The 24,594-nt window shown below is 63.8% G+C and carries 24 protein-coding genes; 7 read left to right on the forward strand and 17 right to left on the reverse strand.

Annotated features, from left to right (window positions below):
* Nucleotides 1–10: 10 nt before the first annotated feature.
* Genes BLR34_RS09730 through BLR34_RS09745 form a run of 4 tightly spaced genes read right to left on the reverse strand, consistent with a single transcriptional unit; the run spans nucleotide 11 to nucleotide 4,795 of the window.
* A complete protein-coding gene (locus BLR34_RS09730) occupies nucleotides 11–283 on the reverse strand; it encodes a DUF5808 domain-containing protein (protein WP_092702449.1) in 273 nt (90 codons plus the stop codon).
* Nucleotides 284–318: 35 nt separating this feature from the next.
* Nucleotides 319–2,649, reverse strand: a complete 2,331-nt coding sequence (locus tag BLR34_RS09735; RefSeq protein ID WP_092702451.1) for a DUF2298 domain-containing protein — start codon at nucleotides 2,647–2,649, stop codon at nucleotides 319–321.
* A 53-nt stretch (nucleotides 2,650–2,702) separates the two neighbouring features.
* Nucleotides 2,703–4,328, reverse strand: a complete 1,626-nt coding sequence (locus BLR34_RS09740) for a bifunctional N(6)-L-threonylcarbamoyladenine synthase/serine/threonine protein kinase (RefSeq protein ID WP_092702453.1) — start codon at nucleotides 4,326–4,328, stop codon at nucleotides 2,703–2,705.
* Nucleotides 4,329–4,372: 44 nt separating this feature from the next.
* A complete protein-coding gene (locus BLR34_RS09745) occupies nucleotides 4,373–4,795 on the reverse strand; it encodes a universal stress protein (protein ID WP_092702455.1) in 423 nt (140 codons plus the stop codon).
* Between the two features lie 84 nt (nucleotides 4,796–4,879).
* Between BLR34_RS09745 and BLR34_RS09750 the strand changes: the two genes are divergently transcribed.
* Complete coding sequence (locus tag BLR34_RS09750; protein ID WP_092702456.1) at nucleotides 4,880–5,938, forward strand: NAD(P)-dependent glycerol-1-phosphate dehydrogenase; 1,059 nt, start codon at nucleotides 4,880–4,882, stop codon at nucleotides 5,936–5,938.
* Between the two features lies 1 nt (nucleotide 5,939).
* On the opposite strand, the gene BLR34_RS09755 is transcribed toward BLR34_RS09750, so the two are convergent.
* Nucleotides 5,940–6,416, reverse strand: a complete 477-nt coding sequence (locus tag BLR34_RS09755) for a hypothetical protein (RefSeq protein WP_092702458.1) — start codon at nucleotides 6,414–6,416, stop codon at nucleotides 5,940–5,942.
* Between the two features lie 143 nt (nucleotides 6,417–6,559).
* On the opposite strand from BLR34_RS09755, the gene gatE reads away from it, so the two are divergent.
* Nucleotides 6,560–8,428 carry a Glu-tRNA(Gln) amidotransferase subunit GatE gene (gene gatE, locus BLR34_RS09760; protein WP_092702460.1) on the forward strand — a complete coding sequence of 623 codons (1,869 nt, stop codon included), beginning with the start codon at nucleotides 6,560–6,562 and terminating at the stop codon, nucleotides 8,426–8,428.
* Nucleotide 8,429: 1 nt separating this feature from the next.
* On the opposite strand, the gene BLR34_RS09765 is transcribed toward gatE, so the two are convergent.
* Both BLR34_RS09765 and BLR34_RS09770 read right to left on the reverse strand, forming a co-directional pair.
* Nucleotides 8,430–8,861: a hypothetical protein gene (locus tag BLR34_RS09765; RefSeq protein WP_092702462.1), complete on the reverse strand. Its 432-nt coding sequence runs from the start codon at nucleotides 8,859–8,861 to the stop codon at nucleotides 8,430–8,432.
* A 57-nt stretch (nucleotides 8,862–8,918) separates the two neighbouring features.
* Nucleotides 8,919–9,677 carry an RNA methyltransferase gene (locus tag BLR34_RS09770; RefSeq protein ID WP_092702464.1) on the reverse strand — a complete coding sequence of 253 codons (759 nt, stop codon included), beginning with the start codon at nucleotides 9,675–9,677 and terminating at the stop codon, nucleotides 8,919–8,921.
* A gap of 294 nt (nucleotides 9,678–9,971) precedes the next feature.
* Here BLR34_RS09770 and BLR34_RS09775 point away from each other — a divergent pair, with 294 nt between their 5' ends.
* Nucleotides 9,972–10,688, forward strand: a complete 717-nt coding sequence (locus BLR34_RS09775; RefSeq protein ID WP_092702466.1) for a 6-hydroxymethylpterin diphosphokinase MptE-like protein — start codon at nucleotides 9,972–9,974, stop codon at nucleotides 10,686–10,688.
* Here the strand turns inward: BLR34_RS09775 and BLR34_RS09780 are convergent, their stop codons facing one another.
* Genes BLR34_RS09780 through hemL form a run of 7 tightly spaced genes read right to left on the reverse strand, consistent with a single transcriptional unit; the run spans nucleotide 10,689 to nucleotide 18,577 of the window.
* Nucleotides 10,689–12,143 carry a class I adenylate-forming enzyme family protein gene (locus tag BLR34_RS09780; RefSeq protein WP_245683204.1) on the reverse strand — a complete coding sequence of 485 codons (1,455 nt, stop codon included), beginning with the start codon at nucleotides 12,141–12,143 and terminating at the stop codon, nucleotides 10,689–10,691.
* Between the two features lie 41 nt (nucleotides 12,144–12,184).
* Complete coding sequence (gene menC / locus BLR34_RS09785; RefSeq protein WP_092702470.1) at nucleotides 12,185–13,210, reverse strand: o-succinylbenzoate synthase; 1,026 nt, start codon at nucleotides 13,208–13,210, stop codon at nucleotides 12,185–12,187.
* Nucleotides 13,207–14,163: a 1,4-dihydroxy-2-naphthoate polyprenyltransferase gene (locus tag BLR34_RS09790; RefSeq protein ID WP_092702472.1), complete on the reverse strand. Its 957-nt coding sequence runs from the start codon at nucleotides 14,161–14,163 to the stop codon at nucleotides 13,207–13,209. The genes menC and BLR34_RS09790 overlap by 4 nt, the downstream gene beginning before the upstream one ends.
* A 60-nt stretch (nucleotides 14,164–14,223) precedes the next feature.
* Complete coding sequence (locus BLR34_RS09795) at nucleotides 14,224–15,444, reverse strand: CaiB/BaiF CoA transferase family protein (RefSeq protein WP_092702474.1); 1,221 nt, start codon at nucleotides 15,442–15,444, stop codon at nucleotides 14,224–14,226.
* Between the two features lie 53 nt (nucleotides 15,445–15,497).
* On the reverse strand, nucleotides 15,498–16,340 hold the full coding sequence (locus tag BLR34_RS09800) for a ribose-phosphate diphosphokinase (RefSeq protein WP_092702476.1): 843 nt from the start codon (nucleotides 16,338–16,340) through the stop codon (nucleotides 15,498–15,500).
* Nucleotides 16,341–16,391: 51 nt separating this feature from the next.
* Nucleotides 16,392–17,240 (reverse strand): HVO_0234 family beta-propeller protein, encoded by an 849-nt coding sequence (locus BLR34_RS09805; protein ID WP_092702478.1) that lies wholly within the window; start codon nucleotides 17,238–17,240, stop codon nucleotides 16,392–16,394.
* A complete protein-coding gene (gene hemL / locus BLR34_RS09810) occupies nucleotides 17,240–18,577 on the reverse strand; it encodes a glutamate-1-semialdehyde 2,1-aminomutase (protein ID WP_092702480.1) in 1,338 nt (445 codons plus the stop codon). The genes BLR34_RS09805 and hemL overlap by 1 nt, the downstream gene beginning before the upstream one ends.
* Nucleotides 18,578–18,672: 95 nt before the next feature.
* On the opposite strand from hemL, the gene BLR34_RS09815 reads away from it, so the two are divergent.
* Nucleotides 18,673–19,668 (forward strand): WD40/YVTN/BNR-like repeat-containing protein, encoded by a 996-nt coding sequence (locus tag BLR34_RS09815; protein WP_092702482.1) that lies wholly within the window; start codon nucleotides 18,673–18,675, stop codon nucleotides 19,666–19,668.
* A 24-nt stretch (nucleotides 19,669–19,692) separates the two neighbouring features.
* On the forward strand, nucleotides 19,693–20,796 hold the full coding sequence (locus BLR34_RS09820) for an aminopeptidase (protein WP_092702484.1): 1,104 nt from the start codon (nucleotides 19,693–19,695) through the stop codon (nucleotides 20,794–20,796).
* Here BLR34_RS09820 and BLR34_RS09825 read toward each other — a convergent pair whose 3' ends face one another.
* The gene (locus tag BLR34_RS09825) at nucleotides 20,797–22,011 is read right to left on the reverse strand and encodes an MFS transporter (RefSeq protein ID WP_092702486.1); all 1,215 of its coding nucleotides are present in this window, start codon (nucleotides 22,009–22,011) and stop codon (nucleotides 20,797–20,799) included.
* Nucleotides 22,012–22,092: 81 nt separating this feature from the next.
* A complete protein-coding gene (locus tag BLR34_RS09830) occupies nucleotides 22,093–22,542 on the reverse strand; it encodes a universal stress protein (RefSeq protein WP_092702488.1) in 450 nt (149 codons plus the stop codon).
* A gap of 88 nt (nucleotides 22,543–22,630) precedes the next feature.
* Here BLR34_RS09830 and BLR34_RS16970 point away from each other — a divergent pair, with 88 nt between their 5' ends.
* A complete protein-coding gene (locus tag BLR34_RS16970) occupies nucleotides 22,631–22,777 on the forward strand; it encodes a hypothetical protein (RefSeq protein ID WP_176765286.1) in 147 nt (48 codons plus the stop codon).
* Nucleotides 22,778–23,030: 253 nt separating this feature from the next.
* Here BLR34_RS16970 and carA read toward each other — a convergent pair whose 3' ends face one another.
* Nucleotides 23,031–24,077 carry a glutamine-hydrolyzing carbamoyl-phosphate synthase small subunit gene (gene carA / locus BLR34_RS09835; protein ID WP_092702490.1) on the reverse strand — a complete coding sequence of 349 codons (1,047 nt, stop codon included), beginning with the start codon at nucleotides 24,075–24,077 and terminating at the stop codon, nucleotides 23,031–23,033.
* A 102-nt stretch (nucleotides 24,078–24,179) separates the two neighbouring features.
* Between carA and BLR34_RS09840 the strand changes: the two genes are divergently transcribed.
* Nucleotides 24,180–24,593 carry an Lrp/AsnC family transcriptional regulator gene (locus tag BLR34_RS09840; protein WP_092702492.1) on the forward strand — a complete coding sequence of 138 codons (414 nt, stop codon included), beginning with the start codon at nucleotides 24,180–24,182 and terminating at the stop codon, nucleotides 24,591–24,593.
* Nucleotide 24,594: the final 1 nt, after the last annotated feature.

Genomic DNA, 24,594 nt, shown 5'->3' on the forward strand with positions numbered 1-24,594 from the left:
TAGGCGTCGATTAGTCGACGACAACCTCGACAGGTTCGTCTTCCTCCCCGTCGCCTTCCTCGTCGTCGCTGCGCTCTTGCTGGAACAGGAGTGCGCCAGCGACCGCGAGGACAACCCAGGAGCGCCAGTTCGCCATATTCAGGGTGTAGCCGATGCCGAACTCCTTCTCGACGAGCATCCCCTCGTCGGGTTGCCAGTGACCGGAGAGCAGCCGTTTGAGGTTCGGCTGCTCGAAGTTGTACGGGATACCGAACAGTTCGCCAGAGGTCGGTTTGTCAGGCATGTCCGGAGATACGTCAGCCGGCGTTAAGATGGTTACTATGGGAGTGCCGTCGCGTTGACCTCGTAGATGGTGACTGCGCCGTTCGAGAAGGCCTCGTCGACGCCGGGTAGTTCATCGAAGTCGTTGATGTTTTCGTAGTTCTCGCGCTCGGTCGGACCGACGTAGATGTACTCGACACCGTACCGGTCGAGGATAGCCGTGGCATTGGCCATCGGTCCCGTGTAGAGCGCGTCGATGGCTGTGGCCCGGCGGTCGAAGGCGGCCTCTCCACGGTACCCCTCCTGGTGGTCCCAGCCGACGACAGTCGCGGCCCCGGTAAACACCGATGCCGAGGAACTCCAGCTATAGGTTCGCCGTGTCGGAGATTCCGCGATTGTCGGCTGTCCGCGGTCGTCGAGCCAGTACAGCCCTTCCATCTCCGCTTCCTTGAACTGGTCGTGGACGGCCAATCCGTCGAGTGAGCCGTCACTCGGCGTGAGGATGTCTGCGTTTTTGTGTATCGCGAGCGCAGCAAAGGGGAGGCTCGTCGCGACCAGCGCGACGACCAGTGCGACGGCGAGCGCCGCCGGCACGCCCCTCGAAACTGCGGCCTCCGTCGAGATATCATCGGCATCGACCGCCTGACGGACAGCACGGAGTCGCTCGACGCCGCCGGAGACGAGCAACGCGCTGGCTCCACCGGCGGCCAGACCTGCGAGCGTCCAGCCCTGGACTGCCACTTTCAGCGTGGTGTTCCACCGGACCCGGTCGAAGGGGTACACCCTGGCGTGGACGACTTCGAGTGCGAGCAACAACCCGAGACCAGCGACCAGCAACACGGCGGTAAAGCCGGCCCGCTCTGTGCGGACGAGCCACCACGCCACCAGCAGGAATGCGACGAGGAGCGAAGCCACGGCGAACGAGGCGAGAAAGCCGACGAGAACGCCGACGACGAGCGCGACGCCCGCCCCGAGATGGACTGCCGACACCCCGGAGCGCTGGCGACTCCGGGACCCGAGGTAACCGGCGAACAGGGCGAGAATCCCGCCGTAGAGGACCAGAAACGTATCGAGTGGTGTCCGGGGCGGCAAGAAGCCGATACCCTCGTTTGTCGGCACCTGTCCGAAGACGAGAAACGGCGAGGCGATAGCGACACCGACGATGCCGACGGGGACTGCGAGCGCGGCGGCGAGGACGACACGCCAGGCTTCGGCAGAGAGGCGGTTCCAGAGCCCTCTCTCTGGCAGGACCAACGAGTCAGCAACCGCCGAAGGCAACAGCGTCGCCGGATGTGCGTCGGCGGCCGCGACAGCGAGCCACGCGAGTCCGACAGCCGTCGGCAGCGCCCACGTGTTCATGAAGCCGAACACGCCCGCGACCAGGCCGAGCCCGCCATAGAGCAGCCCGAGGCGGCGATAGCGTTCCTCTGAAGGCGTCAGGTAGTAGCTGAAGGCAACTGCGGCTGCCAGGACGATATACCCCGTCGAGAGCGTATGGCCGTGGAGGTCTGCCTTGATAAACGAGTAGAACGGAAACTCGTGAAGACCGCCCTCGATGGCATACCGCTCGTAGAACCAGAGCCAGTCACCGGTGCCACCCTGGGAGGCGAGTGCCTCTGACAGTGACATGCCGCGCTCCTCGATGAGCCCACGGAAGACAGGTTCGCCGTACTGTCGTGCGGTCTCCGCTGGGAGCCGGCCGAACAGCTGTCGGAGGAACGTGACCGATGTGCCGGCGAGTGCAACAAACACAGCGCCGAACAGCCCGCCGAGGTGAAACGGCCGGCCGCGCTCCTCGACGACGGCACCGACGAGCCCGTACGCGCTCACGAACAGGACGGCATAGAACGTCGCAAGGCCGAGATAGTAGCCGTACCGGAGTTCGGTTCCGGTCAGCATCGACAGCGTCGCGACCTGAAGCTGGGTGCCGTAGTAGTATCGCAGCGGTTCGCCGGCAAACCAGAAGTCTTCGGGCGGCAGGCTCCCGGCGTCGACGAGGGCGTTGGTCAGCCCGTAGTGGAGGAACTGCTCGCCTCCCTGTGGCGTTATCGCCGCGGTGTGAGCGACGTAGAACGCAAACAGGAGAAAGCCACCGAGAAAGACGCCGTAGGCACTCGCCACCGTCTTCCACTCGGGGACGTAGCCGGCACTGTACGCGAGCGCCGACAGCCCCCAGAGGACGAGGATTCCGAGGACAATCGTGTGCAGGCCGAAGGTCACCTGACCGAGAAGGAAAACTACCGTCGCGAGGACGGCAAGCGCGACGGGCAGTGAAAACGCCGCGCCGCGTCTGGGGAGGCGGGCGAAGACAGCCGTCGAAAGGGGAGCGCCGATTGCGGTCAGCAGAGCGAGAACGAGACTCCACGTGACCAGAAGAACGTACTCCATGCTCGGATGGGCACAGTGCCGGGAGTAAATATTTTGCCGTACTGCTCTCCGTGTTACTGGTATCTTCCCCGACCCTCTATCTCGTCGAGTTGGTCGATAACGGCAGCGTCGCCTACTGTGCCGTACGCACGGGTCGCGGCCTCGGTGAGTCGGTTCGCGTCGTCGGTCGTCCCCGCCAGACTCTGTGCGAGAACGTGGAGGTCCATGGCGTGGTCTTCGGGAGCGTCTGTGTGATACCCGAGACCGAAGTCGATGAGAAAGACCGTCTCGGACGCGTCGTCGACCCTGACGTTTCGCGTCGTCGGGTCGCCGTGGACGAACCCGTGCTGGTGGATACGCGCGAGGTGGCGGGCGGTCGTCTCGACGGTGTCGGTCCCCAGCGCTGCCCGGAGGTCTCGGTCGCCGACGTGCTGGAAGACGAGCGTCGTCTTCGCGAGGTCGACATCCCGGACAAGTGGCGTCGGAACGCCCGCCTTGCGGGCCGCCTGTGTCAGGCGCGCCTCCTGTCTCGTCCGGCGTTTGCGGAGTTGCTCGTCGAGCGTGGGGTGTCGGTACTCGCGGGGGTTCCGGCGCTTGATTATCTTGTCGCCGTCTTGCCGCACTGTCGCTTCGGCTCCGGTGACTGTCTCAGCCGTCTGTATCGGGGCGACGGCGACCGTTTCGTCGTCGTCTCGCCAGGTGACGGGCACCTCGTCGGGGCGGAAATTCGAGTCGATACCGGAGTCGTCGATTGCGACCGTGTCGCCGGCGGCGTACATCTTCGCGCCGAGGACGGCAATCATGCCGGCGTTGTCCCGGAGAAATCGATTTTCCGGCGCGAAGAAGTCGGCCCCGCGCTGCTCACACATCGACGCCAGCATCGATTGCAGACGCTGGTTCTGCCCGACGCCACCCCCGAGGACGAGTTCGGAACTCCCCGTCAGCGAGAGTGCGCGCTCGGCGACCTCTGTCAGCATCGCGAAGATGTTCTCCTGTAGGCCGTGACAGACATCTTCGACTGGAGCGCCGCTTTGGCCGTCGGTGTCGACGGCGTCTTTCGCCGCAGACATGATGCCCGAAAACGAGAAGTCCATCCCCTTGACGACGTACGGTAAATCGACGTACGAACCGTTAGCAGCGGCTTCCTCGACTTTCGGCCCGCCGGGGTGTGACCACCCGACGTGGCGGGTGAACTTGTCGATGGCGTTGCCGACGCCGGTATCCATCGTCTCGCCGAGTACGCGGTAGCGCCCGTTTCGGTAGCCGAGAATGTGGGCGTTTGCGCCGCTGGCGTTGAGACAGACCGGCGACGAGAAGCCAGACAGGTGGCGGCCGATTTCCAGATGGGCGACCATGTGGTTGACGCCGACGAGCGGGACGTCGAGGCGCTGGGCCAGCGCGCGTGCGGTCGTTCCAGCGAGTCGGAGACAGGGGCCGAGGCCGGGGCCGCGCGAAAACGCGACGGCGTCGATTGGCTGGTCTCTCTCGTTGCGCGCTCGTTCGAGGACGGATTCGGCGACCTTTGGGAGGTGTTCGGCCATGTGCTCGGCGGCTTCGCGCGGGTGGAGACCGCCGCTCTCGGGCTGGTAGGCCTCCGTCTCGATGTGGACCGAGTCCGTCGCGCCGTCGTACAGCGCCGCGCTCGCGGCCCACGCTGTTCCCTCGATGCCAAGCACACGAACGTCACTTGCCGAACCCATGCTCTATGCGTACTGGTGTGGGCACCGAAAAGACGACTTCGATATCAGTACGACCGGACCAGATGGAGGTCGTAGCTCTCGTCGGTCGTAATCTCCCCGAACGGCGTGCGATACTCGGTGTCCGTCTCCTCGGCAGCACCGACGTAGACCGTACTCGCCTCGACCTCGTGTGCGGCCTGGCGAATGTGGTCGCCGACGCCGTTCTCGACGGTCGCGCCCGAATCGAGGAAGTTGCGCTCGGACTCGTCGGTCGTCTCGTCGATTTTACGCTTGAGTTCCGCCCGTGCCGAGTCGATAGCGAAATCTTCCTCAGGCTGAATCCACTTGCGGCGCTGAGCGTATTCGGCCCCGGTCGGGATGAACGTGACAGCGACAACCTCCGTTTCCAGCGCCTTGCCGTGTTCGACCGCACGGTCGAGTGCTGCTTCCGAAACGGGTGAGCCGTCGTACGGAACTAGAAAGACCATGCCCGCATCTATGATACTGGAGGTATATCAATCTATCCAGGGGTAACCCTCAGTACTTAACTGGGTTGGCAGGAAAGCCAAACTATGTTCGAAAAATCGACGTGGATTCGGTTACCCCGGAACGTAGTCGTCGGCCACGGGGTACTCGACCAGACGGGGGACGCTATCTCTGACCTCCATCTCGGCGGGACGCCGCTCGTGGTGACCAGTCCAACGCCGAGAGAGGTGGCCGGAGAGCGCGTTCGTCGAGAGCTGTCTGCCCTCGGCGAGACCCCCGAGATGGTCGTCGTCGAGGAGGCCAGCTTCGACGAGATAGAGCGCGTCATCGAGGTTGTCGAGGGAATGAACCCCGGCTATCTCGTCGGCGTCGGCGGCGGGAAAGCAATCGACATCGCCAAGATGGCCGCCGCAGACCAGGGGCTCGGATTCATCTCGGTGCCGACGGCCGCCAGCCACGACGGTATCGTCTCGGGGCGTGGTTCGGTCCCCGACGGCGGCACGCGCCACAGCGTCGCCGCTGACCCGCCGCTTGCAGTTATCGCAGATACGGAGATTCTCGCGGACGCGCCCTGGCGGCTGACGACCGCCGGCTGTGCCGACATCATTTCGAACTACACCGCAGTCCGGGACTGGCAACTCGCCAACCGCCTCCAGAACGCCGAATACTCGCGATACGCCGGGGCACTCTCGCGGATGACTGCTGAAATGCTCGTCGAGAACGCGTCGTCGCTGAAGCCGGGACTCGAACAGTCCGCCTGGGTCGTCGTCAAAGCGCTGGTCTCCTCAGGGGTTGCGATGTCGATTGCGGACTCCTCCCGGCCGGCCAGCGGCGCCGAACACCTGTTCTCTCACCAGCTCGACCGGCTCGCACCGGGCGAGGCGTTACACGGCCATCAGGTCGGCGTCGGTTCGATACTGACCGCATACCTTCAGGACGGCGACCACGGCGAATTCCAGAACATCCGGAGCGCACTCGCCACCATCGGTGCACCGACGACTGCGGAGGAACTGGGTATCGATGGGGAGACGATACTCGAAGCGCTCTCGACGGCCCACGAGATACGGGACCGGTACACGATTTTGGGCAACGGTATCGATAGAGACGCCGCTCGGGAGGCCGCAACAGCAACGGGCGTTCTCTGAGTCAGGAAACGACTATTTCTGGAATCTCGGCTGTCGAGTGCCAGACCGCATCGGCGTTCGGTGAGCCGGCCTGACGGGTTGCCTCGAAGATGACGGCGAGACGAAAGACCGTCTCGTGGGCGGACCCGGTGTCGTGGATACCCAAAATCGTGGCCTGCTCGATGCCATCGATTCGGGGAGTGACACCGGTCGAGTGCTCGACAGCGTCGACCGTCGCACGCCCAATTTCGCCGTCGCTCGTCCGCGCAGACGGCAAACGTAGGTCTCCGTCCTCTTCGAGGTGCAAAACGTCGTCGGCCTCGTTTGTCACCTTCGCGTAGCTGTCGACGCTGCCGGCCACAGCACGCTCGCGCTCGCGCTGGTATTTCTCGACAGCGACGGCCACTGTCGTCTGGTTTACCGGGAACGACCGATATGATTCCTCGAGTGCCGAGAGGTATTCCTCGACGGTTTCCTGGGACTGCTCCACCACTCCCATGGGCCAACCTATCTCCACTGTAAGATAAATGCAGTGACGAGTATCGGAATCTAAAACTGGGCGGCAGTCACTTATCGGGACTGGTTTGGGTGTCCGTTGCCCGATAGTACGTTTTTTGAGCGTCGGTATCACAGACACACACAATGAGTGAACTCGATTACGCGGAACTGGGTCTGGTTGCGGGGCTGGAAATCCACCAGCAACTCGACACCGAGACGAAGCTGTTCTGTGCCTGCCCGACGGAGTTGCGCGAGCCCGAAGAGGCGAGCCGACGGTTCACGCGCTATCTCCACCCGACGAAAAGCGAACTCGGCGAACTCGATGAGGCTGCCCTTGAGGAGAGCCGTGTCGACCGCGAGTTCCAGTACCTCGCGTACGACTCGACCTGTCTCGTCGAGGAAGACGACGAACCGCCGGCACGGGTCGACGACGAGGCGCTCGGGACCGCGCTCGAAATCGCACAGCTGCTGGAGATGCGAGCGGTCGACCAGATTCACGTTATGCGAAAAATCGTGGTCGACGGGTCGAACACCTCCGGCTTCCAGCGGACGATGCAAGTCGCTGTCGACGGCGAAATCGACACTTCTGAGGGCGCTGTCGGTATCGAAGACCTGATGCTCGAAGAAGAGAGCGCACAGCGTGTCGAAGAAACCGACGACGGAGTCCGGTACAGCCTCGACCGCCTCGGTATCCCGCTGGTCGAAATCGGCACCCGGCCCGACATCCGGACGCCCGCACAGGCCAGAGAGGCCGCCGAGCAAATCGGGATGTACCTCCGCTCGACGGGGCAGGTCAAACGCGGCCTCGGCACTATCCGACAGGACGTCAACGTCTCTATCGCGGACGGCGCACGGGTCGAAATTAAGGGCGTCCAGAGTCTCGACGACATCGACGATATCGTCCGAAACGAGGCGCGCCGCCAGGTCGAACTCCTCGATATCGCCGAAACGCTGAACGAGCGCGACGCGAGCGTCGGCGACGTGGCGGACGTGTCTGCAGTGCTTGCAGACAGCGACAGCAGCGTCATCCAGGGCGCGCTCTCGGGCGACGGCGCGGTCAAGGCAGTGGTACTGCACGGGTTCGACGGCATCGTGGGACGTGAACTGTTGCCCGACAGGCGGCTCGGCACCGAGCTAGCTGACCACGCCAAGCGTCACGGGGCCGGAGGCATCTTCCACACCGACGAACTCCCCGCCTACGGCATCACCGACGAGGAGGTAACGGCGGTTGCCGAGGTCGTCGGCGCAGGCCCGGACGACGCGGTGGCGCTGGTCGCCGACGCCGAGGAGACCGCGAGTCTCGCCATCGACGCCGTCGCCGAGCGTGCCAAAACCGCAATCGAAGGCGTGCCAGAGGAGACCCGCGGGGCAAACGAGGACGGGACGACCCGGTATCTCCGCCCGCTCCCCGGAGCGGCCCGGATGTATCCCGAGACAGACGTGCCGCCCGTCGAACCGGACCCGGCCGCGGTAGAGACCCCGGAGCTGTTGACCGAGCGCGTGACGCGGTATCAAGAGGAGTTCGGCCTCGACGAGACGCTGGCGGAGCAGGTTGCCTATGGCCGACGGATGGGTCAGTTCGAGCGCGCGGTCGAGATGGGGGTCGACCCGACGCTTGCGGCAGGCACACTCGAATCCACAGTCACCGAACTCCGGCGCGACGACGTGCCCGTCGAACGGCTGACCGACAGCCATTTCGAGGAAGTCTTCGCGCTCCTTGCCGACGGCGAACTCGCGAAAGAAGGCGTACCGGACCTGCTCGCCGCCCTGGCAGAACAGCCCGGCCTCTCGGCGACAGAGGCCGCCGAGCAGGAAGGACTCGGGAGTGCAGGTGAAGACGAGGTTCGGGAGGCTGTCGTCGAAGTGGTCGAGCGAAACGCCGAACAAATCGACGCCGAGGGGATGGGTGCGTTCTCTGCCCTGATGGGCGAGTGTATGGGCGCACTCCGGGGGAAAGCCGACGGCGACGTTGTCAGTGACGTCCTTCGCGAGGAGATTCAGCGTCGAGCGTAGGCTACTGGTCCCACGCGACTCGTTTCGAGGTGAATCCACCGACGAGAAACGCCAGTGGGCCACCGAAAACGACGAAACACAGAGCCAACACAACAGACGCGAACATCGCTTCCAGTGAGCGAACTGCACCGCCTGCGGCCGCCCAAGAGAGAATGCCAAACAGGAGACCGCCAACAGCGCAGGCACCTCCCTTCACGAACGGGTCGTAGTACCTCCGGTCGTCGTTCGCATAGACGAGGCCACCAACAATCCCGCCGACGACCGGCGCACCAAACGCGATCGTACACACAATCCACCACAACTGGCTGGCATTTCGGGGGTCCAGTTGCTCTGTCGTGGCCCAGACTGCCGAAACGGGATTACTGAGCAGTACGACCACACTCAGACCAGCAGAGACAAGAATTGCCTTAGCAACTGACCGAATCGGAGCCATACAGGCAATATACAAGAAGTTTGTATTAAATGTAATGTAAGAGAACAGATAGCGTCGTCAGTCTTCGTCGTCTTCGGGTGTCCAGTCGGCGCTTCGCTCGGCTCCACGCCGGAGCAGCCCTTGCAACGTGCTGGCTTCTCGCGGCGTCGGCTGTGCTCTACCGAGCAATCGACGGAACATTCTGGCTGCTTTGTCGCGCTTTGGCTCAGGGTGGTCGATGGCAGCAACGTAGTTCTCGAACTGGCCGTAGAGCCGTTCGATTTCAGCCTCGGCCGCTCGCTCGTGGAGGGTCTCGGGGTGCTGTGACTCCCCGACGGTCAACTCGCGTAGTTCGTACAGCGTGACAGTCGCCGCCTGTCCGAGGTTGAGCGAAGGGTACTCCGCACTCGCCGGAATCGAGCAGAGCGCGTCGATGCGAGCGAGTTCGTCGTTTGTCAGGCCAACCCGCTCTCGCCCGAAGACGAGTGCCGCGTCGGCGTCTAGGCCGTCGAGATGCCCCGATAGCTCGTCGGGAGTCATCGCCGGATACCGGACGTGACTCCTGGCGTCTTCGTTCGTGGTGGCTGTACAGCCAACCGTATAGTAGTTTTCGACCAGTTCGTTGAACGTTATCTCGGTCGCTTCCGGAAGGATATCTTCGCGAGCGCGGCCGGCAAAGCCGTAGGCCTCTCCCTCGGGGTTGAGCGCTGGCGGGTCTACGAGCACCAACTCGGAGAGCCCGAAGTTCTTCATCGCGCGGGCAATCGTTCCGACGTTTCCTGGTGTCTCAGCGTCGACGACGGCCACCGCAAGCTCCCCCTCGAAAGATGGTGTCATTGCGCTGTTCTGGGATAGCTGTAACCAAAAGTAACGTGATACGTCTATCGGGGTTCGCCACCGTACCCGGTGTCAGGCGACCGTGGTGGCCGTGTATTGGTACACGTTAACATAATTCACTATCCTGCTGTTCGGTAAGAAAGCTTATACCGGAAGAGCATAAAACGACGGATGACGGCCGAAAGGGCACACGGGCAGGGGTGTCTTGTGCCATTTCGGCTCAACCCGGTTTATATGGCATTACGTGAGTAGCGACAGCTACAACAGCGTGCCGGACCAGTGACCCAACAGTACATGGACTTCGAGACGTGGGAACCGGTCTACGAGCAGATTCTCGACGACTTCGGATACGGGAGAGCAGGAGACAAGCGGGCACGCGACGTGTTGCGCGAGCTATTCGAGACACGGACAGACGGCGACGCGACGGCCACGGTCGAGCAAACGCTCGCTGGACTTTCCTTCGAGGGCGAGACGGTCGCGGTTGCAGGCGGTGCCCCGGGGCTCGAAGACGACATCGAAACGGTCGAACGGGCGTCTGCCGTCGTCGCGGCGTCAAACGCCGCCGAGACGCTCCGGACAGTCGGAGTGAGCATCGACTGCATGGTGACTGACCTCGACAAGGTCCCCGCGACGGCCGAGGCGTTGACCACGGAGGGCGTTCCGGTCGCCGTCCACGCACACGGCGACAACGTCGACGTGGTCGAAGCGACCGTGCCGGCATTCAATCTCGATGCGGTAATTCCGACGACACAGGCGCGACCGGCCGGGTCGGTCTGTAACCTCGGCGGCTTTACTGACGGCGACCGGGCGGCATTTCTCGCAGACGCGCTGGGTGCCGAGTGCCTCCTGTTCCCCGGCTGGGCCTTCGACGACGACAGCGTGACTCCCGAGAAGCGACAGAAGCTATCTTGGGCCGCACGGCTGCTTCACTGGCTCGAACGCCGACGAAACGAGCGGTTCGACGTACTCGACGGAAGACGCACAGGGCTCGATATCTCCTCGTTCGCGTAGTCAGTCAGAGAATCGCTCGCGGACGGCCCCTCTCTCGACGGTACCGGAGCCGGTTCGCGGTATCGACTCCCGGAAGATAATCTCCTTGGGGACCTTGTGGCGAGCCAGGTCCTCACGACAGGCTTCCCGGAGTGACTCGGCGTCGAGGTCGGCTCCGTCTGCCGGGACGACGACGGCGACCACTCGCTGTCCCCACTCCTCGTCGTCGACGCCGACGACCGCGGCATCCGCGACGCGGGGCTGCGCCGAGAGCACGTCGGCGACCTCCGCGGGCGAGACGAGTTCGCCACCGGTGTTAATCACCTCGTCGACGCGGCCGACGACCCAGAGCCGCCCATCCCGGTCGCGGTAGCCGAGGTCACCCGTGTAAAAGCCGTACTCGCCGAAGGCGTCAGCCGTTTGTGCGTCGTCGAGATATCCTGGCGTGACAGTGGGACCGTCGACGACGAGTTCGCCATCTGTGCCCGGCTCGACCGGCTCGCCCGACGCGAGGACCGTCACCGTAGTCCCCTGCAACGGCTGGCCGACGCTTCCTCGATGCTGTCGGACTGTCTCGGGCCGCGCCGTCGCTATCTGTGAGGCTGTCTCGGTCATCCCGTACGTCGGATAGACTGGGACGTTCGCGTCGCTTGCCCTGTCGAGCAGGTCGTCGGTCGCCGGTGCGCCACCCAAGAGAACCGTATCGAGCGTCTCGGGTGGGGTCCAGTCTGTACCGAGCAGGCGTTTGAGCTGGGTGGGGACCAGCGAGACGCCAGTTATCCCTTCGGTGGCGAGACAACGTGCCGCCTCCGTGGCTCCGAACTTCCGCTGGACGACCAGCGTCGTCCCGTAGTAGACGGTACGCACCGCCGGCGCGAGCCCGCCCATGTGCGAGACCGGGAGACAACACAGCCACCGGTCGTCCGGGTCGACGCCGAGCCGAAACGCCGATGCAGTTGCACTCGCGAGCAGGTTCCTGAACGTCAGCCTGACGCCTTTCGGCTGGCCCGTCGTTCCCGAGGTAAACAGAACGAGCGCCGTCTCGTCGGGCCCCCAGCGTGGCTGTGGGTTCCCCGGGTCGGTTTCGGGCGATGACTCGACCACAGAAGACATGCCGACAGTCGGACACGGCAGGTTCTCCGCTGGAGCGTCGTGATTCTCACCGACGACGAGGGTATCCAGTTCTGCGAGTTCGGCGTTGCGTGCCAGTTCCCCGTCGGTGAGGTCCGTGTGGAGACCGACAGCGGTCCAGCCCAGTTCCCAGAGTGCGTACAGCGTCGTAACGAAGCTCGCTGTCGGCGAGGAGAGATAGCCGACCCGCGGTCGGTCGTGCGGGGTATCGTCCCACGCCGTGCTGTGGGCAGACAGCGCATCGGCCGTCCGAGCGACCGCTTCAGCGAGGTCGCGGTAGGTCAAACGCACATCCTGCTCGGGGTCACGCACTGCTACCCTGTCCGGGGTGGTCTGCGTTCGCACTCGGAGCGGACTCCGTATCGGCCAGTCGACAGACGGTGTCATCACAGTCGTTCCGGGAGCCCGAGGCCCGTCCGCTGTGGGACGACAATCTCGCCGTCCTCGACCGGTGCGGGGTCGGGACCGAGGTCAGTGTCCAGAAGCGATGCCGTCGCGAGGCCACAGGCGGAGATATCGGGAATTGCGGCGGCGATGTGGACTGCGCCGGTGCGTGCCACCACCGCGTCGACGGTGTTCGAGACGACGGGTTCGATGCCGGCCTCGCGGGCGCGTCGGGCCGCCGCCATCGTCAGGTCAGGACCACCAAGTACCATCGGCTTCAGGACGACGACATCCGCAGCGTCTGCCGCGGCAATGTCGTCGACTCCGTAGGCGGCAAGCGACTCGTCGAGTGCGATATCCACGGGCCCCGAGAGCTCCGCGTGAGCGTCGAGTGCGGTCTTCGGCAGTGGTTGTTCCACGTAGGATACGTCGAGCGCCGCAAGCGAGTCGAGAGCGGCCTGTGCCTGGTCGGGCGTCCAGGCCCCGTTTGCGTCGACACGGAGGGTCACCTCCTCGCCGACTGCGTCTCTGATGGCACGCACTCGCTCGATATCCTCCTCGATACCGTTTGTCCCGACTTTGAGCTTGAGCGTCTCGAACCCGTCGTCGACGGCCTCTTGGGCCCGTTTGCCGACGGCCTCGGGAGCCAAGCCGGCGCCAATCGTCGCGTTGACCGGAACCGTCTCGACGAACTCGCGGCCGCCAAGCGCCCGGTACAGGGACCAGTCTTCGGCTCTGGCGCGAGCCTCCGCGAGAGCGAGCGAGAGACCGTGGCGGGCGGCCGGCGCGTCGGTTTTCGCGAGAGCGATTCCCCAGTCGAGTTCGTCTGCCACCGACTTCGCCGTCTCCAGTGCCTCGCGGCAAGCGTCGTAGGACTCGGTCCACCCCGGTAGCGGCGTCGCCTCGCCGACACCGTAATGACCGTCGTACTCGACGGTGACCAACAGCCCTTCGCGCTTCCGAATCGACCCTCTCGCGGTGTCGAGGGAATCCGAGAGTCTGACGTGGAACGGTTTGATAGTCGTCATGCAATCACCTGGCTCGCGACCAGTGCGCCCGTCAACAGGACCGAATAGAGAGCAAACAGCTTCCCAGTCTGTTCAAGCGCCGGGTTGAGCGCATCGCCATCGGTCCGGGTACAGACCACTCTGGCGACACGAACCGCGAGCGGTAGCGACAGGAACACCGCAAGCACGGCCGGTGTATACCCGAGACCGACCCAGAGGACGACCGGGACGAGGTAGGCAGCCCCGAGCAAAGTGAGATATTCGAGGCGCGACCAGCGATACCCCAGCATGACCGCGAGCGTCCGTTTGCCAGCCTTTTTGTCGGTCTCGCGGTCGCGGATGTTGTTGACGACGAGTATCGTCGTCGAGAGGCCACCGGCCGCGACTCCAGCCAGAACAGCTCCTACCGTCACCGTCTCCGGGGGAACCCAGAACACCAGCGGCGCCTCGCCAAGGGCGACCACCGCTTGGACGTAGTAGGTCCCTGTGACGGCGACCAGCCCGAAATAGAGGAAGACGAACAAATCCCCGAGTCCGTAGTAGCCGTACGGATACGGGCCACCGGTGTACAGCAGACCGGCGAGAATGCTCGACAGGCCAACGGCGACGATAGGGAGACCGCCGACGTACACGAGCGAGACGCCGACGACGAGGGCCAGCGCGTACGTTCCGGCCATCGCTTGCTTGACACGAGAGGGTTCGATGAGACCGCCCGCGGTGACGCGGGTGAACCCCTCACGCTCGTCGGTATCAGCGCCGTTTACGGCGTCGTAGTAGTCGTTGGCGAAGTTCGTCCCGACCTGGATGAGGAGTGCGCCGACGAGTGCACCGACCGCTGGCCAGGGCTTGAACACCCCATCGGCGACGGCCAGCCCGATTCCGATGAGTACGGGTGCCCCGCCGGCCGGAAGCGTCTGTGGCCGCATCGCGGCCACCCAGGCGTCCCGCCGGGACATCTCGACGGTCGCTGTCATTGCTATTATCTCTGTACGCGAGACTCAAAGCCACTACGGTTGGTACTACGGCTAACGGCGTCACACGATGTCGTTTTCGCGTAGCGTCTCGATGTCTGCCGGCGAGTAGCCGAACTCGTCGAGAACGTCCGCAGTCTGCTCACCGAGAAGCGGCGGGTGGCGGTCGAAGGCCGTCGCCATGTCGGCGAAATTCATCGGTGTGTCGGGCATCTCGACCTCGCCGACCGTGGGATGGGCGATACTCCGGCGCATGTTCCGGGCCTCGACCTGCTGGTGTGTAAATACGTCTTCCATGTCGTTGACCGCCGTCGCGGGCACGTCGTGGTCGTGGAGTATCTCGACGATGTCGTCGGTGGTGTACGTCTCGATTTCGGCTGTGAGTATCGCTTCGAGTTCCTCCCGGTTGTTTACCCGCTGTTCGTTGGTCGCAAATTGCTCGTCGTCGACGAGGTCCTCGCGGTCGAGCGCGGCACAGAATCGCGGCCAGATGTGTTCCGACGCACAGGCGACGACCACCCAGTCGTCTCTGGTCGGGAACGCCTGATAGGGAGCAATTGTTGGGTGACGGCTCCCCATCCGTTCCGGGGGCTCGCCGTCGGCGAAGTAGTACGACGCCATGTAAGTCTGCCAGGCCACCATCGTATCGAAGAGACTCACCTCGATGCGTTCGCCGCCCGTATCGGCGAACTCTCGACGGAAGAGGCTGGCCAGAATCGCCTGCGTCGCGTACATGCCGGCCCCGATATCGGCGATGGCGACGCCGACCCGGACCGGCTCCGAGCCGGGTTCACCGGTAATCGACATCATCCCGCCCTCGGCCTGCATGATGAGGTCGTACGCCGGTCGGTGTTTATCTGGTCCCGTCTCCCCGTAGCCGCTAATCTTGCAGTAGACCAGGTCGGGATTGGCTTCACTGAGGTCCTCGTAGCCGAGTCCCCATTCGGCCATCTTACCGACCCGGAAGTTCTCGACGAGCACGTCGGCCTCGCGTGCGAGGTCACGGAACACCTCGCGGCCCTCCTCGCTGGCGAGATTGAGCGTCATCGAACGCTTGTTCCGGTTGATACTGAGGTAGTATGCGGCCTCTTGGGAGTCGCCGTAGGTCGGGGGCGTCCAGCCACGCGTCTGGTCGCCGGTGTCCGGTCGTTCGACTTTGATAACGTCTGCGCCGAGGTCGCCGAGTTGCATCGTACAGAACGGCCCTGAGAGAACACGCGAGGCATCGAGGACGGTCACTCCCTCCAGCGGTTCCGCCCCGTCTGCTGTCGTCTGTGCTGTCATAGTTCCTCCTCCGTCGTTCTCCCTAATCAAATGCGGGTGTCTGGGTCAGCCGGTTACAGCTGTGGTGCTATCGCGGGCGCGACACTGACCTCGCTCACGGGGTCCTCGATGGTGTCGGTGCCGATGACTGCCTCGACGCCTGCGCGTGCGAGCTTGAGACGAGCATTTTCGGCCAGCAGCGGGTGTACACAGGTCACTGTTACGCGGTTTGCGCCGTGCTCGTTTAGAACAGCGACCGATTCGCTCATCGTCGTGCCGGTGGCGACGATGTCGTCGACAAGCACCACGTCTCGACCCTCGACGCTCGCGTCGCGTGGCTCGATATCGACGGCTGAGCCGGAGTGACGGGTCTTCTCGAAATGGTCTGTCTCGCCGGTGCCGTATGCGTCACGGACCGTCTCGGCGAGGTCGATTGCCCCGCTGTCGGGTGCCAGAAAGAGCGGCTCCGTCAGCCCCGAAAGCGGTGCTGCAAGCTGTGCCGACGCGTCGACTGATTCGGCAGGCACGTCGAAGAAGTCACAGACGGCTTGCTCGTGTGGGTTGACCGTCAGTACTCTATCGGCCCCCGTCGAGATAGCGCGGGCCATCGCACGCGCCGAGACGGGTTCACCGGTCTCGAAGGCCTCGTCTTGGCGGGCGTATCCCATGTAGGGAATGACCGTCGTTACTTCTGTTGCACCGGCCTCACGGGCCGCGTCCTGTAGCTGGAGGAGTTCGACGTGACTGGTGTTCGACACTGTCGATGCCACGATGACCGTGTGGTCGGCCACGTCGCCGACTCGGACGGTCCGTTCGCCGTCGGGAAACGTATCGAACGAGACCGGAGCCAACTCCATCCCGGTCTCGGCGGCCAGCGCGACGGCGAGCGACTGGCTTCTCGACCCAGAGACAATCATGTGATAGCACTCGCTGTCCTCGGTAAATGACCTTTCGGTCTGTATTACCGGTCAGGCGTCGTCGAGGACGAACCCGTGAACGGTGCGGACACCGAGGGGCTCGGACTGCCAGCCGCCAACGCCGTCGGTCGCAGCCGTCGGGTCGGCCGAAATGAGCACGTCACCCGCCTCTGTCACGACGTACAGGCTCTGTGTCGCCGCGACGGCCGTTGCCGTCGTCCCTTCTGGTACCGAAATCACGTCCCAGGCGGCGTCTGTCCGGCGGAGCACGGCCCCGTCTGCAGTCACCGCACAGACGGCGTCGTCGCCAGCAGTGACCCGTGTAATCGGCCTGTCGAAGAGGCCAACCCAGTTGCCGTCAGCGTACTCGAAGAGACCGTTTTCGCCCCCGGCGAGGAGGTGGTCGCCGCTCGCAACGTCTGCCACGTCGTCCAGTCCGAGCGTCTCGAACGTCGGAGCGACGCGGACCACGCCGCTGGCCGTCGCGAGCACTGGCCCCTCGAAGGCCCGAGGGCCGGATACGTCACCCAGGGTTTCCCACTCGGTCGTGTCACCGTCGGCCGCCGCGATACTGGCCCGTGCGACCGTCCCGTCCGGGCTCGCCGCGTAGAGTGTCGTTTCGTCGATTCCGACTGCCGCGGCCGGCCCGAAGCCCAGCGGTGTGAACTCCGTACGGTCGTCGCCAGCAGTCATTACATCGTCTTCGGTTGCGACGGCCAGTTGCTTCCCGGCGGCGATATCTGTCGCGCGACGGCGTTCGACGATACCGAACTCGCCGAGCCGGTCGGGGGCGAGTTCGACGCGCAACACCCCCATGTCGCTCGCCAGAAAGCCCGTCGTCGTCTGGCGTCGCTCGCCGAACAGGTGGCGCTCGTCGCTGGCGTCTTCGCCGTCACCCATTACAGTGCCTCCTTGTAGGCTTCGAGGGCCTGCTCGATATCTTCCGCTGTGTGTGCGTCACAGATGAACTGGGACTCGTACTGATTGGCCGTGAGGAAGATGCCCTGCTCTTTCATCGCCGGCCAGAAGAGACGCTCCCAGCGCTCGGTCTCTCCGTCCATCACGTCGGCCCCGCGCTTCGGGCAGTGGTCGTGTCGCGAACACGACGCACGCTGGCGACAGCCGGCCTCACAGTGGTCTGTCATTTCGTCGGGCCCCTCACGGGTGAACAGAATCTTGAACATGCTGTCGGTCCCGGCCACGGTGTACTCCGGGGCCTGGTCGGCGACGATATCGGTCAGCCCCGAGCGGAGCTGTTCGCCCAGCGCGTTAACGTGGTCGTACACATCGTTTTTCGCGGCGTATCGCAACGTCTCCAGCCCCGCGGCCATCGTCACCGGATGGCCGGAGAACGTCCCCGACTGGAAGACCTCGCCGGCTGGCGTGAACTCCTTGACGATGTCGGCACGTCCGCCGATTGCGCCGACAGGGAACCCCCCGCCGACAATCTTTCCAAAGGTGGTGATATCCGGCGTGACACCGAATTTCCCCTGCGCACACTGGAGTCCACCGACTCGGAAGCCGGTGATAACCTCGTCGAAGATGAGCAACGCGCCGTGGTCGTCGGTCAGTTCGCGGAGCGTCTCGTGATACCCCTCGACCGGATGGACGATACCGTAGTTCCCCAGAATCGGCTCTGTCAGAACGGCCGCAATCTCCTCGCCGTGGGCGTCGAAAACATCGTGAATCGCCTCCTCGTCGTTGAACGGAACCGTAATCGTGTGCTCGGCGAAAGAGTCCGGAATCCCGGGACTGGAGGGCTGTGTCTCGGAACCTTCCCCCTCGACCAGGGTTGACTCCTGAGCGCCGTGATAGCCGCTCTCCATGACGACAATCTTGTCCCGGCCGGTGTAGCCGCGGGCGAGTCTGACCGCCGAGACGGTCGCTTCGGTGCCGCTGTTCACGAAGCGTATCATCTCGACGCTCGGGACGTGACGGGCGACGAACTCGGCGAGTTCGACTTCTACTTCGGTCGGTGCGCCGTACATCGGTCCCTCGCTCGCTCGCTGCTGGACGGCCGACTGGACCTCCTCGGGCATGTCGTGCCCGAGCAACAGCGGTCCGTACCCCATCACGAAATCGAGGTATTTGTTTCCATCGGCGTCGATGACGTGTCCGCCGTCGCCTTTCTCGATGAAGAACGGATACGGCCGAATCGCCCGGACCGAGGAGTTGACCCCACCCGGCAGCACTGACAGTGCCCTGTCGTACAGTGACCGCGACTGCTCGTGGTTCATATCGGCACTTCGGCGCGGGACAGAAAGAATGTACTGTCTCACATCTTTGGGCGACCCGCGTCAGCTTTGTGTGGGCCAGGCTCGAAGGCGCTGGTATGCGAGCCTACGCCGCGCTGGACGACCGACTCGTGGCCGTCTCGAATATCCGAACCGGTCCGTCTTCTCGGGAGGTCCTCGTTGGTTTCGAGTTCGAGTGTCTCGCCGCGTCTCGGTCTCGGCCCGAACAGGTCTTGGCGGGCACGGTCGAATCGGGGCTGCAGCGCAGCACCGACGGCGGAACGACCTGGGACACGCTCGGTGTCTTCGACGACCGCGTGACGGCGGCGACGGTCAGCCCGCACGACCCTGACGTGGTCTGGGTCGGGACCGAGCCGAGCGCGGTGTATCGGTCGACCGACGGCGGCGACACCTGGAGCGAGCGCGGCGACCTGACAGACCTGCCCTCGGCCGAGGAGTGGGCATTCCCGCCCCGACCACACACCCATCACGTCCGCTGGCTCGCGGTCGACCCACAGGATTCGGCGACGGTGTACGCCGCAATCGAGGCGGGCGCGTTCCTCCGCTCGACCGACGCCGGCCAGGCGTGGGAACCACGACCAGCGGGTGCACGACTGGACAACCACACACTTGCGACTCACCCCGACGCACCGGGCCGGGTGTATGCGGCCGCTGGCGACGGCTACGCCGAGTCGGCCGACGGCGGCAGGACGTGGCAGTACCCCGAGGCGGGACTCGACCACGGCTACGTCTGGGGACTGGCGGTCGACTCCGCCGACCCGGAGCGCGTCGTCGTCTCGGCGGCAGACGGCGCACGGTCAGCGCACACGCCTGCGAGGGCGGAGACATATCTCTACCGACGGACACCGGACGGCGGGTGGGAGCGAGCAATGGACGGCTACCCCGAGGGAACGGTGCGGGCGGTCCTCGCCGCGGGAGTGCGCGCGGGCGAGTTCGCCGCACTGACCAACCGGGGGGTGTACTGGAGCGACGACGGGGGCGACTCGTGGTCGCGGCTGGCAGTCGAGTGGCCCGAGGAAGACCTCGTCGGGCGGGGGCTTGCCCTCGTCGAAGACGAGGAGCCAAGCACTTAGGACCGCCGACCGAACACAGGCGTGATGGATTCACGCGTTAGAGAGCACGCCGAAACGCTCGTCGACTGGAGCGCACGTATCGAGTCCGGTGATACTGTCGTCGTCAGCGTCGGTGAAGGCGCTCACGACCTCGCGGTCGCCGTCGCCGAGAAGGTAGGAGAGCGCGGCGCGAGCTACCACCCGGTCTATGCCTCCTCCGAGATGGGGAGAGCCTATCTCCGTGCCCACGACGGCGATTTCTCGGAGAGTGCCGACCTCGAACGGGTGCTGTACGAACAGGCCGACAGCGTCCTCTCGCTGCGTGGCACGCGGAACACGAGCGCGAGCGCAGACGTGAGCGAGGAGACGCGACAGGCCTACAGAAAGAGCCGACAGGATAGCAGAGAGGCCCGGATGGACACCGACTGGGTTTCGACCGTTCACCCGACGCGGGCGCTGGCCCAGCAGGCGGGGATGAGCTACGAGGAGTACCGTGATTTCGTCTACGACGCAATCCTCCGGGACTGGGAGTCGCTGGCCGAGGAGATGTCTCGGCTCAAGGAGATTCTCGACGACGGAAGCGAGGTCCAGATTTACAAAGACTCCGACGAGACCGACCTGACAATGTCGATAGCGGGACACACAGCAGTCAACAGCGCCGCGAGCGTCGCCTACGACTCGCATAACCTCCCCAGCGGAGAGGTGTTCACCGCGCCGACAGCAACAGCGGGAGAGGTCCGCTTCGATGTGCCGATGACAATTCGCGGGACACAGCTACAGAACGCCCGACTCGCCTTCGAAGACGGCGAAGTGGTCGACTGGTCGGCCGACCAGGGCGAGGAGACACTGGAGAGTATCATCGAAACCGACGACGGCGCGCGACGGCTCGGCGAACTCGGCGTCGGCATGAACCGCGGCATCGACCGCGTAACCGACCAGATTCTGTTCGACGAAAAGATGGGCGGAACGGTTCACCTGGCGCTTGGCCGAGCCTACGACGCGAACCTACCCGACGGCGAGTCCGGGAACGACAGCGCCGTCCACACGGACCTTATCACGGACATGCGCACGGCAGGAACAGAGCTGCGAGTCGATGGTGAGGTTATCCAGCGCGACGGCGTCTTCCGCTGGGAAGACGACTTCGAGTAGTCAGTCGTCGCTGGCCGGGACCGTTCCGTCGGGTGTGTTTCCGGGGTTGCCACCAGTCGGCAGGTAGCCGCTGCGGTGACACAGTGCCATTCCGGTGACGACTATCCCTGCAAGTACCGAGAGCGTCTGGAAGGTGCGGTCGTAGCTGAAGCCACGGGTGACAGCGGTACCGACCGCGCCAGAGCCAAGCGCCTGAATGAGCATCATCGTCGCCGAGAACAGCGCGTAGGCGCTTCCTCTGTGTTCGTCGGGAAGTGAGGAGAGCATGTAGGTGTCCATCGCCGGGAACAGCGAGTGGATGGCGTAGCCGATGAGGACACTCAGCACGGCGACGGCGACCAGCCCCTCGACCAGCGTGAGAACGAACACGAAAAGCGAGAAGCTAGAGATGATGCCGATAATCAACGGCACGTTCGGCACCCGGTCGGCGAGTCGCCCCGTAACCAGAAAGGCCGGAATCCCGGCCGCGAACATGAGCGAGAGCAACAGCCGCCCCGTGCCGGCGTCGATGCCTTTCGCGACATCGAGATAGTCACCGTAAAGATTGAACAGTCCGTTCCAGAGAAACCCGGTCACGCCGATGAAGACGACACCGGTCAAAACGAGTCGCCACTGCGCTTTCCCGGCGGTAACTAGGCTCCTGTCGGCGGCCCCGGCCTCGGGCATCTCAGTTCGTCGCGTGGCGACGACCAGCCCGAGCGTCGACGCGCCTGCCAGCCCGGAGATGAGGAGAAAGGTGGTTCGCCAGTCGCCGACGACCAGGATTGCACTCACGAAAAGCGGCGCACCCACTGCGGCTACCTGCGCGGCAGTCCCGTGGACACCGAGTGCGGTACCGACTCGGTCTGGGAACAGTTCGCTGATGAGTGGGTTCACTGAGATGTAGTACATCCCGCTGGACAGCCCCATCAGGAATGCACCGGCTGTCAGGTGGACGACCGACTGCGAGTAGGCGGTGAACAGCGACGTACAGACCAGCAACATCCCCGTCGCGATAGCGATATAATGGCGAGGGTACCGCGTCAGCAGGTACCCCGTCGGCAGCCGCGGCGATGCGCTGCCGAGCCACGCGGCGCTGGTGACGACTCCCAGTGACGCCGCGGTCACCTCGAACTCAGAGGCCGCAGGCTGGACAAGCGGGGCGAAGATGAGCCGTGCGAGGTTGATGAAAAAGACCATCGCACAGAGCGACCCGAATAGTTCCCGTCGTGACACTGGGAAATAGTTCGCGCGGGACGGTATGAAGGAATCGAAACGGTTGACGTTTTCTCCTGTAGTAACAGGTTTCTGGCGGCGTTACTCCTCGTCGCCGGTCGTCACTGTCACCGGGCCGTCGAAGTTGAGAATGATAGCCTGGGCGGTGTCGCCAAACACTGCCTTGCCCGTCGGCGACCGCTGTTGGCCGTGGATGAAGATGTGGTCGATGTCCTCCTCGGATGCGGTGTTCATAATCGTGTCCTGTGGGTCACCGATACGGCCCATTGCGGTGAAGTCCACGTTGTCGAGGACCTCGTTCCCGATTTTCTCCGCGAACTGTTCGGCCCCAGACCGCGCGCTCTCGACGTTGTAGCCGGCATTGAGTCCTGCGACGCTCTCTATCGAGGAGCGTCGGTTCTGGAACTCCTCTTCTGTCGTGACGTGTAACAGCGTCAGCTCTGCGCCGACGGCGTTGGCGAGTTCGCCGGCCTCGGCGACGAGGTCTTTTGTCGCTTCTTTCGGTTCGACGACTGCAAGTGCTCGGTCCATGTCGAACCGTTCACGACCCTCTGTGAAAGTATCTACGACTTTCCCCGGACGACGAAACCCTTTGGCCGTTCGAGCCCAAGCATATGATATGCGAGACGAGGAAGAAATCCGCGAGCAGTACGAATTCCTGGCAGAAGAACTCGATTCCGAAGAGATGAACCACGAAGGTGTTCGACAGATGTTCACTTACTACAAGCGAGCGCTCGGGTGGGTACTCGAAGAAGAGTACATGTAGCGAGAAACTGGGAATGGTCCATTACATTTATTACCTTCTACCCGGTTAGAGGTAAGTGACGCTTCGTCTGGAGGGCCGAAGCGTCAGCGGGGACCAATTCAGGGCGGCAAGCGCCGTGCGCTTTTTCACGCACGGTTGCTTTCCTTTCCGTTTTCACACGCGACAGCCACAGATACGTGCGACAGCAGTCAGTACACTCCTCAGCCACAGCGCTGTTGCGTATCAGAGTATCGTCGGGAGGAACGTCGCGCGCTCAGTCGTCTGCCATCGCGACGACGTCGTCGAAAAACGACAGCGAATCGTGCGGGCCGGGATTTGCTTCGGGGTGGTACTGTCGAGTGATGATGTCGAGGTCGTCGTTGTCGAGTCCTTCTGGCGTGTCGTCGTTGACGTTCACCTGGGTCACTTCGAGGGTATCGCCGGGGTCGGCGACCGTGTAGCCGTGGTTTTGGGTCGTCATCACGACCTGTCCGCTGCGCAGGTCGCGAACCGGCTGATTGACGCCGCGGTGACCGAACTCCATCTTCTCGGTGCGGCCACCGAGCGCGTTCGCGACGACCTGCTGGCCGAGACAGATACCGGCGAGCGGAACGTCACCTACCAGAGCGTCGACGACCTCGCCGGCCTGCTCGAAGTTCTCCGGGTCACCCGGTCCGTTCGAGATAAAGAGAACGTCCGGGTCGACAGATTCCACGTCGGCGACAGAAGCGTTGTAGGGAAGCGCGTAGACGGTGGCGTCGCGTTCGACCAGTGAGTCGATGATAGAACCCTTCGCGCCACAGTCGACCAGTGCCACGCGGGGACCGTCACCTGCCTCGTTGTGGACGGTTGGACCGTCGACAGAGACCTGTGCGCCAATCTCCGTGTGGTCGGACATGTGCTCACACTGGTCTAACTGTTCGAGGGCGTCTTCGCGCGTCGCGTCCGGCCCGGCAGCGATGCCCGCTCGCATCGCCCCCTCGTCACGAATCTCGGTGACGATATCTCGCGTGTCGAGGTGGTCGATTGCCGGAACGTCTTCTTCGTGGAGCCACGACGCCACGTCTTCGGTCATCTCTCTTGCCAGGACGCCACGTGGATGGACCCTGTCAGATTCGAACCGCTCTTTGCGGACGCCGTAGTTCCCGATAAGCGGATACGAGAACGTCAGCAACTGTTCCTCGTAACTCGGGTCGGTGAGGCTCTCCTCATAACCCGTGTACGCTGTCGTGAACACCAGTTCACCGCGTGTCGTTCCCGGCGAACGCGCACGCGCTTCGATTACGCGGTCCCCCTCGATGGCGACGAACGCATCAGTCATTACGAGATGCGTACGAAAGACCCGTTCATAAACGTTGCTTTCGAAATTCAGTTACGAAATTCGTAGCGTTGAAGTGCCGGCTCACAGAAGGTACACATCTCGATGGACGAACTCGACCGCGAGATTCTGGATATCCTCCGCCGAGACGCACGAACACCGTATACGGAGATAGCCGAACAGGTCGGTACGTCGGAGGGAACGATTCGCAACCGCGTCGAGGGGATGGTCGAATCTGGGGTCATCGAACGGTTCACCGTGGCGACGCGGACGGGGAACGTCAAAGCAATGATAGAGATTACCGTCGACGTTGACGTACACACCGGCGGATTGACAGAGCAGATGGCCAAATGGGAGGAAGTCGATTTCGTCTGGCAGGTTTCGGGTGAGGAGGATATCGTTCTCGTCGTCGATACGACGGACACACGGGGACTCAACGACCTGATTTCACGCGCCCGCGAGATGGAAGAGGTCATGAGTACCACGACACAGCTGATTCTCGACGAGTGGCGCGGCTAGG

The organism is Halovenus aranensis, assembly GCF_900100385.1.
Taxonomy (GTDB): domain Archaea; phylum Halobacteriota; class Halobacteria; order Halobacteriales; family Haloarculaceae; genus Halovenus; species Halovenus aranensis.

Coding starts and splice junctions, on each gene's coding strand:
- BLR34_RS09745 (WP_092702455.1), bottom strand. CDS start 4,795: ATGGTCTTTCTAGTTCCGTACGACGGCTCACCCGTTTCGGAAGCAGCA.
- BLR34_RS09815 (WP_092702482.1), top strand. CDS start 18,673: ATGCGAGCCTACGCCGCGCTGGACGACCGACTCGTGGCCGTCTCGAAT.
- BLR34_RS09770 (WP_092702464.1), bottom strand. CDS start 9,677: ATGACACCATCTTTCGAGGGGGAGCTTGCGGTGGCCGTCGTCGACGCT.
- BLR34_RS09800 (WP_092702476.1), bottom strand. CDS start 16,340: ATGATTGTCTCTGGGTCGAGAAGCCAGTCGCTCGCCGTCGCGCTGGCC.
- BLR34_RS09805 (WP_092702478.1), bottom strand. CDS start 17,240: ATGGGTGACGGCGAAGACGCCAGCGACGAGCGCCACCTGTTCGGCGAG.
- BLR34_RS09820 (WP_092702484.1), top strand. CDS start 19,693: ATGGATTCACGCGTTAGAGAGCACGCCGAAACGCTCGTCGACTGGAGC.
- menC (WP_092702470.1), bottom strand. CDS start 13,210: ATGACGACTATCAAACCGTTCCACGTCAGACTCTCGGATTCCCTCGAC.
- BLR34_RS16970 (WP_176765286.1), top strand. CDS start 22,631: ATGCGAGACGAGGAAGAAATCCGCGAGCAGTACGAATTCCTGGCAGAA.
- BLR34_RS09795 (WP_092702474.1), bottom strand. CDS start 15,444: ATGACAGCACAGACGACAGCAGACGGGGCGGAACCGCTGGAGGGAGTG.
- carA (WP_092702490.1), bottom strand. CDS start 24,077: ATGACTGATGCGTTCGTCGCCATCGAGGGGGACCGCGTAATCGAAGCG.
- BLR34_RS09755 (WP_092702458.1), bottom strand. CDS start 6,416: ATGGGAGTGGTGGAGCAGTCCCAGGAAACCGTCGAGGAATACCTCTCG.
- gatE (WP_092702460.1), top strand. CDS start 6,560: ATGAGTGAACTCGATTACGCGGAACTGGGTCTGGTTGCGGGGCTGGAA.
- BLR34_RS09840 (WP_092702492.1), top strand. CDS start 24,180: ATGGACGAACTCGACCGCGAGATTCTGGATATCCTCCGCCGAGACGCA.
- BLR34_RS09730 (WP_092702449.1), bottom strand. CDS start 283: ATGCCTGACAAACCGACCTCTGGCGAACTGTTCGGTATCCCGTACAAC.
- BLR34_RS09775 (WP_092702466.1), top strand. CDS start 9,972: ATGGACTTCGAGACGTGGGAACCGGTCTACGAGCAGATTCTCGACGAC.
- BLR34_RS09790 (WP_092702472.1), bottom strand. CDS start 14,163: ATGACAGCGACCGTCGAGATGTCCCGGCGGGACGCCTGGGTGGCCGCG.
- BLR34_RS09740 (WP_092702453.1), bottom strand. CDS start 4,328: ATGGGTTCGGCAAGTGACGTTCGTGTGCTTGGCATCGAGGGAACAGCG.
- hemL (WP_092702480.1), bottom strand. CDS start 18,577: ATGAACCACGAGCAGTCGCGGTCACTGTACGACAGGGCACTGTCAGTG.
- BLR34_RS09735 (WP_092702451.1), bottom strand. CDS start 2,649: ATGGAGTACGTTCTTCTGGTCACGTGGAGTCTCGTTCTCGCTCTGCTG.
- BLR34_RS09765 (WP_092702462.1), bottom strand. CDS start 8,861: ATGGCTCCGATTCGGTCAGTTGCTAAGGCAATTCTTGTCTCTGCTGGT.
- BLR34_RS09750 (WP_092702456.1), top strand. CDS start 4,880: ATGTTCGAAAAATCGACGTGGATTCGGTTACCCCGGAACGTAGTCGTC.
- BLR34_RS09830 (WP_092702488.1), bottom strand. CDS start 22,542: ATGGACCGAGCACTTGCAGTCGTCGAACCGAAAGAAGCGACAAAAGAC.